Raw genomic sequence first — 11,660 nt, 5'->3', positions numbered from 1 at the left:
GTAAAAATCCAAAAAAAGCAATAGTTTCAGTTATTTTGGTTTTAGCTGTTGTTTTTCTAATAATTTATTTACTAACCAAAGATTTTTAAAATGAAAGATACCGCCTTAACAGCAACACATCAAGCTCTTGGAGCAAAAATGGTTCCTTTTGCAGGATACAATATGCCAGTACAATATGAAGGTGTAAACATTGAGCATGAAACCGTAAGAAATGGTGTTGGTGTTTTTGATGTGAGCCATATGGGAGAATTTTTAATTGAAGGACCTCATGCGCTTGAGCTTATTCAAAAAACATGTAGCAATGATGCTTCAAAACTTACTGTTGGAAAAGCGCAATACAGCTGCATGCCTAATGATGATGGTGGTATTGTTGATGATTTAATTATCTATCGTATTAAGGAAGACACGTATTTATTGGTAGTAAATGCGAGCAATATTGAAAAAGACTGGAACTGGTTACAATCTAAAAATGATGTAGGTGCAGAACTACGTGATTTAAGCGAAGATTATTCGTTATTAGCCATTCAAGGACCAAAAGCTGTTGAAGCTATGCAATCCTTATCTAGTCATGATTTGTCAGACATTAAATTTTACAATTTTGTAGTTGGTGATTTTGCAGGTATTGAGCATGTTATTATTTCAGCAACAGGATATACAGGAAGTGGTGGATTTGAAATTTACTGCAAAAACAGTGAAGTTAAACAAGTTTGGGACAAAGTGTTTGAAGCTGGAGCTGATTATGGCATTAAGCCAATTGGTTTAGCAGCAAGAGATACGCTACGCCTAGAAATGGGTTATTGCCTTTACGGAAATGATATAGACGATACAACCTCTCCTATTGAAGCTGGTTTAGGCTGGATTACAAAATTCACTAAAACTTTCACAAACTCCGAAGCTTTAGAAGATCAAAAGCGTCGTGGTGCTGAACGTAAACTAGTTGCTTTTGAGCTAGACGAAAGAGGAATTCCGCGTCAAGGATACGACATTGTAGATTCTCAAGGAAAAATAATAGGCAATGTAACATCTGGGACTATGTCGCCTTCATTAAATAAAGGTATTGGATTAGGATATGTACCAACTGTATTTGCAGATGCTGGTAGTAAAATTAATATTCAAATTAGAAAAAATGCTGTTCCTGCAACAGTTGTAAAACTTCCGTTTTATAAAGGTTAGCATGTAAGAAATGAGGGATTGAATGAAGATAGACAAAAGCAGCAAACATAAAGTATTAATTTTAGGTGCAAGTGGTTTTTTAGGTAATGCTATCTATAAAGAACTTTGCGCCTATTTTAAAACCTTTGGCACCTACAGAACACCCAAAAAAGAGTTTGAAAAAAACAAACAGTTTTTTCAGTATGATGTTGAAGAAGACGATGTTGTTGAAATTATTGAAGCTGTAAAACCTACCATTATTGTTTCAGCACTTAGAGGCGATTTTCATACGCAAGTAACAGCGCACAAACACATTGCTGAGTATCTTCAAACTAACAAAAACTGTAAAATCATATTCATTTCTTCTGCAAATGCATTTGATGCTTATAGCAAATTTCCAAGTTACGAGCTCGATAAAACCTTTAGTAACAGTATTTACGGACACTTTAAAATTAAAGTTGAAAACATGCTTTTGCGACTTCCTAAACAGCAAGTAGTAATCTTAAGACTTCCAATAGTATTAGGCGTACAATGTCCTAGAATAAAGGAAATTCAACAGCATATTTTAGAAGGGACTTCAGTAGAAATTTTCCCTAATGTTATCATGAATGTGACTACTGATAGTAAAATTACTCAGCAAGTACATTATATTATTAACCGTAATAAATATGGCATCTTTCATTTAGGAAGTACCGATTTGGTGCATCATGATGAATTCATAAAAGACATTGTAAAACTTCACACCCAAAAACGTGTTAACTACAAGCATGTATTTACCACCAACGAAGATAGATATTTAGCAGTATTACCTAAATACAATTTGCTACCAAAGCACTTACAAATATCTAGCACACAGGTTTTACAAGAGTTGGAAAAACAACACAATAGTTAACGTGAATAACGGATAAGAAATTTTCGTCAATTAGAGTGAATTTCACTATTAAAATGAGTGGAATTTGTATCGAAAACAAGAAAATTTCTATCAAAAATACACTTCTTGATACAAAATTCTTGCAGAATTTTACTCGAAGTGACTCATATTATTCACGTTAATTAACCAATAATTTATTACCTTTAAGGGTAACCAAATTATTTAACTTTTATGACACTCCTTACCCAAGATGCTATAGAAAAAAAACTATTGCGTTTCCCTGACTGGGAATATTACGAAAACGCTATTCATGTAGAGTTTGAATTCGATAATTTTAAAGACTGCTTTAGTGCCATGAGTCGAATAGCTTTTGAATGCGAAGCGCAAAACCACCATCCAAACTGGACCAATGTGTACAACATACTTACCATTTCGCTTTCAACACATAGTGCCAATGGCGTTACCGAAAAAGATTTTAAACTAGCCGAAGCTATTGAAACAATTGTAGAAGTTCAAGAATAGTTGTTTTTACAACGCTACATTTTTATTACATTTGGTCAAAATTTTAAATTAAGTAACAATTTATGGGAAGAGCTTTTGAATTTCGTAAAGCGCGAAAAATGAAACGTTGGTCTGCAATGAGTAAAGCCTTTACACGTATTGGAAAAGATATTGTAATGGCTGTTAAAGAAGGTGGTCCTGATCCAGACAGTAACTCCAGGTTAAGAGCAGTAATACAAAATGCCAAATCGGTAAACATGCCTAAAGACAATATTGAACGTGCCATAAAACGTGCGTCCGATAAAAACCAAGGCGATTATAAAGAAGTATTATTTGAAGGCTACGCACCACATGGTATTGCTATTTTGGTTGAAACTGCAACTGATAATAATACACGTACAGTAGCAAACGTAAGAAGTTATTTTAATAAATGCGATGGTAGTTTAGGCACATCAGGTTCGGTAGTGTTTATGTTTGACCATACCTGTAACTTTAAAGTAAAAAGTGACGGAATAGATCTTGAAGAACTAGAATTGGAGCTCATTGATTTTGGTGTAGAAGAAGTATTTGAAGACACTGACCAAGATGCTGATGGAAACGAGCAAACCAGCGTAATGATTTATGCTCCATTTGAAAGTTTTGGAAAAATACAAGCCTATTTAGAAACCAATAACATTGAAATTTTATCTTCTGGGTTTGAGCGTATACCACAAGTTACCAAAGCAATTACTGCAGAACAAGCTGAAGATGTAGAAAAACTTTTAGAAAAACTTGAAGAAGATGATGATGTACAAAACGTATATCACACTATGGAAGAAACTGCTGAGTAAATAAAAACTTATTAATAATTATTTAAAAAGTTCCGGTGAGACTATTACAGATAGCTTATTGGAACTTTTTTTATTCACCAAACGCTACAACTCTCTAAAAATCATTAACTTTATCCCGTAACTGACGGTTATACGAGACCGTTGTAAAACATTTAAAACAAACCGATAATGGGATTAGATTCAGTCGAATTAGTGATGTCAATTGAGGACAAATTTGGAATACGAATTGAGGATTCCGAAGCGGAAAAAATTTATACGGTTCAAGATTTTGCTGATATTGTTTTCAGCAGAATTAGTAAAAATCCGACAGATAAATGTCTAACCCAAATAGTGTTTTATCGAATCAGAAAAGCTTTAAGAAATTTGACTTCGACTGAAAAGGAAATAAGACCTGATATGAAAATTTCGGAATTATTTACTCAATCAGAATTGAAAGAAAAGTGGAATCAATTAAAAATGGAAGTTGGACTGGAATTACCTGATTTAGTAGCCTTAGACTTTAATCCAGAATTAAGTTCTCACGTAAAAATTTTCGGAATAAAAACTATCAAACGAACAACACCTGTTTCAAAAGGAACACTAAGACAATTAGTTGATTGGACTATATCTTTAAACCGAGATAAACTAATCGATATTGAAAAAATATCAAGCAAATATGAAGTTGAGCGAATTATTTGTGGAATAACAGAAGATAGAATTGGAGTACCAATAAGCGAAATCGAATTACATCATTCTTTCACAAATGATTTAGGAATTGACTAAAAAACGAGTTACAACAATGTATAACCGCAATTACGGCGGATTCGACTACGTCCGACACGAGCACAAAGTGCGAACTGGCGAAGCAATCCACTCGGAATTGCTAACGCCAGTTCTAAAACGAAAATCATTAACTTTAATTCCGTAACTGACGGTTATACGAGACCGTTGTGTATAATTTGTAAAAATAGAAATCAAAACTGAAATTTGAATAAAACTGCAATAAATATCAAAACTGAAAAGTGGAATGAAATAATCTCTGTATTAAGAAAAAGAGGTTGGGTTGTAACCGCAAAATATTACGGATTTGACGCAGGAATTGATAATGATTTTTTGATTTTAAGAAAGGGATTCAAAAAAATATTGTTTGGTTGGACTAATTGGTTTGAGGGAGAAATAAAATGTAATGACCGAATTTTTGACTATTTAGAATCTGAATTTAAACTGGAATTTGAATATGGAAAACCGACAAGTCTGAAACCAGTTGTGGTTGCTACTTACAGGATTCAATCTCTACCATTATTTCTTGTAAAAAAACTGAATTTATTAAAAAGTTGAAAAATAGAAGCTGTACACAACAATGTATAACCGCAATTACGGCGGATTCGACTACGTCCGACACGAGCACAAAGTGCGAACTGGCGAAGCAATCCACTCGAATTGCTAACGCCAGTTATTAACCGAAAAACATTAACTTTAATCCCGTAACTGACGGTTATACGAGACCGTTGTACAGCATTATGAAAAACATTTTTGCAATCATATTATTTTTAATTCCAATTTTGACTTTCTCACAGAATTTTAAAATTGCGGAACCGAACGTTGACGAATTAAAAGCGGAAATGAAACGGACAAACTACTCTGAGGATGTAATCTATATATTTCTAACTCGAAACTATGACTCAATTGCGAATAAACGTGAAAGAATTTATTATGATTATCCAGACTATAGTATTTGCTCTTTCAATCAAGATTTTGAAAACGGAATTAATTATTCGATAGAACAATGCAGAGAAGCAGGCGGAGTATCAATTTCCCTAGTTTTACCAAAAACTGACAGACAAAGTTTGGTAAAATGGATAGAAGGAATATTTAAAAGTTCACCAATGGATATTGAACACGGTTGGAATTCGGACAAATCAAAATACGGACCGACTGATAATGGAGCAGGTTGTTACTTTGAAATAAAAGAAACTGATAAAAACACTATAATAGAAAACTATTGTGGATGCTGAAAAATAACGCTGTACAACAATGTATAACCACAATTACGGCGGATTCGACTGCGTCCGACACGAGCACAAAGTGCGAACTGGCGAAGCAATCCACTCGGAATTGCTAACGTCTGTGCTAAACCGAAAAATTTACGTACTTTAACACGTAACTGACGGTTATACGAAACCGTTGTAAACAATGCTGAAAAAACTACTTCAAATCATATTAACACTTTCAATTTTAAATTCTTACAGTCAAGAAATGGAGAACACATATTTTACTTGGGATGATTTCGTCAACAATTTTGGAAAGGAAATGGTTTCTGCCGAAGACGTTTATGAAAATATGAAAAAAAGTGAATTAACTGATTTTGCATACACAAAACTCGATTTTCACTTTCTATCTGACAAAAAAGAAAAACTTGAAAAGCTGAATGAATATCTGAAAAGTAATTATGGATATTCTTTCGAGGAATATACTACTTGGGAAGGTAGTTTTGAATTGAGAGGTAAAACAGACTTGTTTCCAATCACAAAGGAAAATTTAATGTATTGGGCTTTAGATATGGCAAAAAGAGGATATGAATTTGATTGTAAATTCGATGCTTACGGAGCTGAAGTTGATAAAGAACCGATACTTCCAGAATTTATAGAATCAAAAGAGGATTATTATTTCAACAAAGCAATAGATTTATATAATTCAAATAATTTGAGTGGTGCAATTGCAAATTGGACTATTGTTTTAGAAATTAATCCAAAAGAACCGAATTCTTACTATTCAAGAGCAATAGTAAAAAATGAACTTTATACTTGGAAATCAGCAATAGCTGATTACGACAAAGCAATCGAATTAGCACCTGATTTTATTTCTGCTATCACAAACAGAGGAACTGTAAAAGACGAAAATGGAGATTACGAAGGAGCACTTGAAGATTATAAAAAAGCATTGGAATTAGAACCTGATGACGCAATGACATATTTCAACATTGGAAACACGAAATATAATCAAGAGAAAAAAACAGAGGCTTGTGCTAATTGGAAAAAAGCAAAAGAATTAGGAGCTGATTATGCACAAGAAAGAATTGAAAAGTATTGTGAATAAAGTAAAAGCACAGTTTACAACAATGTATAACCGCAATTACGGCGGATTCGACTACGTCCGACACGAGCACAAAGTGCGAACTGGCGAAGCAATCCACTCGGAATTGCTAACGTATGTGCTTAACCGAAAAATTTGCGTACTTTAACCCGTAACTGACGGTTATACGAGACCGTTACCCAACATTATGAAAAACCTAGTAACGACATTACTCATAGTCCTATTTATATTTTTTCAAAGCTGTAATAATAGCCAAACTATAGATTTGAAAAACTATCGAATTGACAAGGAAATTAGATTTGATTCTAGAAACAAACTAAAAGGATTATTATCAGGAAAAGAAGTTGAAAAAAATTGGATTCAAGAAGTTTTTGAAAATACAGTTATCACTTCAAAAAATGGAGAATTTTGGGAAGGAATGGAATCAAAAATATACTCAATCGGAAAAATAAACTCTGAAAATGAAACGAATTGGATTATTGCTAAACAAATATTTTTAGTAGATGGAGAATTAACTGAATTTTATCTTATACGCTTGAACAGTGAAATGAATTTAGAAGAAATAATATATTTAGGAAATGCAGGTGAATATGTGCAATGCAATGATTATATAAATTTGACTTTTAATTCCGAAAAAGGTAAAGTCGATTATTTCAATAGTTGCTTTAGTGGATTTGACGAAAAAAAAGATGTAACTCTTTTTGCAATTAAAAATATAAAAACGGAAATGGAATTAAAAGAAAGATTAATAGTGAAAAGAGATACTCTGAATTATATAATTGAGGAAAATTAACGTTGGGTAACAACGTGTATAATTCATTGCTTCTGATTTTCCTTTCGGAAAATCCTCGCGCTGAATTATTGCCTGTTATTTTTTACTAAATTAGTTGCTGAAACACGCAACGAAATCATACACAAAACCGTTGTGGTGCATTTGAGAAATGACGTATAAATTTGAAAATAAAGAACTTAAAATTGGCGGAAAATCGCTCAAATTCGACGACGAAATAAAAGAGGTTGTTGAGTTTGATGAATTTTTAGTCGTGCGAACTGATTATTACGAATCAACTACTAATGAAAATGTTTTTGGAGTAAATGCGGACGGAAAAATAGAATGGCAGATTGAAAAACTGACCAAACTCACTCATAATGGAATTGAATACGACGGAATAAAAGAACCATACACGGCTATAAAAAAATTGACAGACAAAACTTTGAGATTAATAAATTGGGACAGTACGAATTTTGAAATTTATGCATATTCTGGAAAGTTGAAAACTGACCCAATGGAATCCCGAATTGGAAAAAGACCGTGGTAAAAAAACGCACCACAACAATGTATAACCGCAATTACGGCGGATTCGACTACGTCCGAATCCACTCGGAATTGCTAACGTCAGTGTTTAATCTGAAAATTAGTTAACTTTAAACCGTAACTGACGGTTATACTAGACCGTTGTAGGTAATTTAAGAAAACGAGAAAATCTTGAGTAAACAAGTAATATTTTCACTTATAGTTTTAATCTTATTTCTGACCATAAATACAAGTTACTTGTGGGAAGATAATAGTGGGGTTTTTGCATTTGTTTGGGGAGCTTTTTTAATGATTTCATTCTTAATAATTGGAATTATCCAACTAATAAACATTGGAATAATCATTTTCAAGAAAAAGTTTGAAATAAAAAGAATTCTTCTGAATATTTTTAATATTGGACTTTTGACAATCTTATTCTTTAATCCAAATGGAATTATTAAACCGAAAGAAACTCGAGAAATATTTTTAGAAGCATTTGCAGAGGGAGCAGCAAATTGCACAACAACTCTAAAATTGTTTAAAAATAATGAGTTTAAGGAATTGAATATTTGTTTTGGAATTACAAGTGCCAAAGGAACATATCGAATTGAAAACGATACTGTGTTTTTTGACACCAAAATAATCCCAAAACACTCTGACAGATATTTTGACTTTGCTGTGATTAAAAAAACGGAAAAAGAATCTGAAATTATTAGGTTCTATGAAAATGACAGTATCGGAAAAAAATTAAGAATAAAATTAAAATAAAAACTACCTACAACATTGTGTATAATTCATTGCTAGTAAAGGCTTACTTACGAAAATTCCTCTGGAATTTTATATCTGTGATTATTTGCTAACTTTAGTGCTTAAACACGCAACGAAATCATACACTTTACCGTTGCCAGTAATATGAAAAAAAATAGTGACTAATAGACAAACTTTAGGGTGATAGTGTAATGGAAACACAGTCAACGAAGTGGATTTATCTGCTGAATTGGAAGTCTAGTTGGGTTCGATTCCCGACTGCCAGGGCAAATTATGGTTTTCTCTGGCAGTCGAAGTCACTTAAAATATAAATATGTATTCAAAACATTGCGAGAATTTAAGAGAAATTGAAGGAGCTATTAAATTAGTTGAAAGTGATCTGCGTAGATATATTTCAATGGAACAAGAAAGTAAAGTCTATAAATACACAAAAATATTATCGTATTTAGTTACTTGTTGGTCAGAAGTAAGGATATTGAAACTTACTTATGAAGACAATGCTTTTAGTCAAAGTGAAATCGGAATTATTATTAACTCTGGAACTTTAGCTGATAAATGGAAAAATGCTTTAAAAATAGCCGTTTGTAAAGCTTACAATTTAAATCCAACAGTAGATTTTGTTTCTCTTTTACCATTTACACCAAAAAGTAGATATTTAGAAATTCATCATCTTATTGAAAGTGACTTACTTCCTTCAATAGAAATTAGGAATAGAATTGCACACGGACAATGGAAGTATGCATTTACGAATGATTTGAGGAATACAAATACTCAATTAACAGGACATTTAAGACAAGAAAACATCGTTAAACTTCAACTTAAAAGGAAATTGTTGACAGGACTTTCTTTCCTAATTCACGACTTAATAATATCAGAAGCGACATTTGACAGAGACTTTGACAAAAATTATAGATTGATTGAAGAAAATAAGAGAAATTTACACAAAAGAGATTATGCTTCATACAAATTAAAAATGGTTGAAAAATATCAGCGAGGAAAATTGAAAAGAAAGGAAAATTTAGAAACTGAATAAAAAATACTACTGGCAACAATGTATAAAATTAATTGCTTTGTTTTAGCCTACTTACGAAAATCCTCGCGGATTTTCTATTCGGTTTTTATTTGCTAAATTACTTACTAAAACACAACACAAATCATACACAAAACGGTTTAGTACATTATGAAACACCTCATACTAATCATTTTAATACAATTCTCATTTATTTGCTTCGGTCAAGAATCAATTGAAAACAATGATGAAATGTGTCGATTGTTGAATGAAATGATTAATAATGATCAATTATATAGAAGTGGAGAAATCTTAGGTGGTTCTTTTGGTACTGAAAATAATAGTTCAAAAAAAGAAATTGATTCGGTTTGGTCTTTACAAATTGAAATTGATAACAGAAACACTGAAAAACTAATTGAACTGACCAAAAAATACGGATGGATATCTGATGAACGAATTGACTGTCCTAAACTTAACATTTGGCTTATATTTAGACATTCTCAAAAAAAATATTTTCCAGAGATTTTGGAACTAATTACAAAGGAACATGAAGCTAAAAGACTGAATGATTTTCATTACAGACTTATAAAAAATCATTTGGAAGGAAGACCAAAAATGTAATTTGCTATTAATAAATGTGACAAAACAACGTATATATTTCATTGCATTTTTGCAACACACAAACACTCAACTATGAAAAAAATACTACTACTAATTGTAACTGTTATATTATTTAACTGTACTAATGACAATTCTGACTCAATAGACACCAACAATAGTATTGAAATGGTTTCTGAATTTAACAAGTGGTATCATAGAGGCGAATATGAATATTTTAATGGTGCAACAGCAACAATTGAATCAACCAAAATATATTTAACCTATTTTTTTGATGGAGATACGCTTATTAACAATGTTGAGTACAAAAAAATGTATACAAATCAGTTAGATTCCATTTTTCATTTACCTTCTTCTTCTAGTGCTTATCAATTTATATCTACAAGTACAAGTTTAAATTATAGATGCGCAATGCGTCAAGATGCAAGTATGGTGTACTTTGTTAATAAAAATCAAAATAACGAAGAGTTATATGCTGATTTTAACATTACCCTTGGAGATGTTTTAAACTATAAATGGAGCTCAAATAATGAAGTGGTTACCGAAATTGATTCAATACCTATAGGAAGCAGCTATTTAAAAAAATATAAACTAAGTAATAATCAATATTTTTATGAAGCTATAGGTGGATCATATGGGCTGTTTAAAGACTGGAGTATTGGTTTTGAAGGAGGTCATTATTTAAACTGTTTTAGGCATAGCAATGATAAAATAAGTGTTGATGAGAGTTTAAGTCCTACAAGCAACTACTGTCCTGAATATTAATTTTTTACCCATAAAAAGTTAAAAAAGCTGCTATATAATGATAAGGCATCGAAAAATAAGAGGTGGTAATCGTATTTTAAAATCTATTGAAGAATGGAAAAACTACAATATAGAGTTAGACTTAGATTATCTTAAATCTAGTAAGCGAAATTACTGTAAAATATGGGTAAGTCCTTTTGCCAACATCTCTATTACAGGTTCCAATATACCTTCACCTAAACTCAAACACAGACAAGAAATTATAAAAGGTTTATTGGATATTTATAACCATTGGGAACAGCAGCTAAACACATTAAACAAGCCTTACTATTTGGCAATTTGGTTGTTTGAACCTCGATTAAAAAAGTCTCAAGTTGTTTGTGCTATTGATGAAATGATAAATTTTTATGACATCACATTTTATAAACCAAAAGACCAGCACAATTTTCCGTCTCGAAATTACGGTAAACTTCAAGAAGAATTAAACACTTTTAATTGGGCTTATGCGTTGGATGAAGATCATTTTTTTCAGTCTGATATCGATTTAGAAGAAGATAGTTATGCTGGCAAGCAAGACTATATTGGCATGCAAAAATGGTATAATAGAAAACTAAAACAAGGTTTGCGAACCGATACTTCTTCAAAAGACACCTTTTATGCTATAAAAATGGGTGCTACTTGGATTGGTACTAAAAATTAAATAATAAGTCCTGCAACGGTACAATAAAAAGTACCTTCTGAAAAGTATAATGCTAATACAAATCCTAAATTATCTAATTTATAATCTCTCCCATTAAAAAG

General features: G+C 31.8%; 15 protein-coding genes. All 15 read left to right on the top strand.

Annotated elements, in window-relative coordinates; translation table 11 throughout:
- The first annotated feature begins 90 nt into the window (after nucleotides 1-90).
- The gene (gene gcvT / locus DMZ43_RS05495) at nucleotides 91-1,173 is read left to right on the top strand and encodes a glycine cleavage system aminomethyltransferase GcvT (RefSeq protein WP_131506591.1); all 1,083 of its coding nucleotides are present in this window, start codon (nucleotides 91-93) and stop codon (nucleotides 1,171-1,173) included.
- Between the two features lie 22 nt (nucleotides 1,174-1,195).
- Nucleotides 1,196-2,044, top strand: a complete 849-nt coding sequence (locus DMZ43_RS05490) for a sugar nucleotide-binding protein (protein ID WP_131506590.1) — start codon at nucleotides 1,196-1,198, stop codon at nucleotides 2,042-2,044.
- A gap of 210 nt (nucleotides 2,045-2,254) precedes the next feature.
- A complete protein-coding gene (locus DMZ43_RS05485; RefSeq protein WP_129761864.1) occupies nucleotides 2,255-2,545 on the top strand; it encodes a 4a-hydroxytetrahydrobiopterin dehydratase in 291 nt (96 codons plus the stop codon).
- 62 nt (nucleotides 2,546-2,607) lie between these two features.
- Nucleotides 2,608-3,354: a YebC/PmpR family DNA-binding transcriptional regulator gene (locus DMZ43_RS05480; RefSeq protein WP_129761865.1), complete on the top strand. Its 747-nt coding sequence runs from the start codon at nucleotides 2,608-2,610 to the stop codon at nucleotides 3,352-3,354.
- 168 nt (nucleotides 3,355-3,522) lie between these two features.
- Nucleotides 3,523-4,116, top strand: a complete 594-nt coding sequence (locus DMZ43_RS15125) for a phosphopantetheine-binding protein (protein WP_131506589.1) — start codon at nucleotides 3,523-3,525, stop codon at nucleotides 4,114-4,116.
- A gap of 204 nt (nucleotides 4,117-4,320) precedes the next feature.
- Nucleotides 4,321-4,671 (top strand): hypothetical protein, encoded by a 351-nt coding sequence (locus DMZ43_RS05470; RefSeq protein WP_131506588.1) that lies wholly within the window; start codon nucleotides 4,321-4,323, stop codon nucleotides 4,669-4,671.
- A gap of 284 nt (nucleotides 4,672-4,955) precedes the next feature.
- On the top strand, nucleotides 4,956-5,348 hold the full coding sequence (locus DMZ43_RS05465) for a hypothetical protein (protein WP_131506587.1): 393 nt from the start codon (nucleotides 4,956-4,958) through the stop codon (nucleotides 5,346-5,348).
- Between the two features lie 178 nt (nucleotides 5,349-5,526).
- A complete protein-coding gene (locus DMZ43_RS05460; RefSeq protein WP_238155782.1) occupies nucleotides 5,527-6,429 on the top strand; it encodes a tetratricopeptide repeat protein in 903 nt (300 codons plus the stop codon).
- A gap of 184 nt (nucleotides 6,430-6,613) precedes the next feature.
- The gene (locus DMZ43_RS05455) at nucleotides 6,614-7,219 is read left to right on the top strand and encodes a hypothetical protein (RefSeq protein WP_131506586.1); all 606 of its coding nucleotides are present in this window, start codon (nucleotides 6,614-6,616) and stop codon (nucleotides 7,217-7,219) included.
- 148 nt (nucleotides 7,220-7,367) lie between these two features.
- Entirely contained in the window at nucleotides 7,368-7,745 is a 378-nt protein-coding gene (locus DMZ43_RS05450; protein WP_131506585.1) for a hypothetical protein, read from the top strand.
- Between the two features lie 167 nt (nucleotides 7,746-7,912).
- The gene (locus DMZ43_RS05445) at nucleotides 7,913-8,488 is read left to right on the top strand and encodes a hypothetical protein (RefSeq protein ID WP_131506584.1); all 576 of its coding nucleotides are present in this window, start codon (nucleotides 7,913-7,915) and stop codon (nucleotides 8,486-8,488) included.
- Nucleotides 8,489-8,801: 313 nt separating this feature from the next.
- Nucleotides 8,802-9,521 (top strand): hypothetical protein, encoded by a 720-nt coding sequence (locus DMZ43_RS05440; protein WP_131506583.1) that lies wholly within the window; start codon nucleotides 8,802-8,804, stop codon nucleotides 9,519-9,521.
- Between the two features lie 147 nt (nucleotides 9,522-9,668).
- Entirely contained in the window at nucleotides 9,669-10,118 is a 450-nt protein-coding gene (locus DMZ43_RS05435) for a hypothetical protein (RefSeq protein ID WP_131506582.1), read from the top strand.
- A gap of 72 nt (nucleotides 10,119-10,190) precedes the next feature.
- Entirely contained in the window at nucleotides 10,191-10,880 is a 690-nt protein-coding gene (locus DMZ43_RS05430) for a hypothetical protein (RefSeq protein WP_131506581.1), read from the top strand.
- Nucleotides 10,881-10,917: 37 nt separating this feature from the next.
- The gene (locus DMZ43_RS05425; RefSeq protein WP_131506580.1) at nucleotides 10,918-11,559 is read left to right on the top strand and encodes a hypothetical protein; all 642 of its coding nucleotides are present in this window, start codon (nucleotides 10,918-10,920) and stop codon (nucleotides 11,557-11,559) included.
- The last annotated feature ends 101 nt before the right edge of the window (nucleotides 11,560-11,660 follow it).

It is taken from the genome of Meridianimaribacter sp. CL38, from assembly GCF_004328055.1.
Classification (GTDB): domain Bacteria; phylum Bacteroidota; class Bacteroidia; order Flavobacteriales; family Flavobacteriaceae; genus Gaetbulibacter_B; species Gaetbulibacter_B jejuensis.
This window is presented reverse-complemented; position numbering and strand designations above follow the sequence as displayed.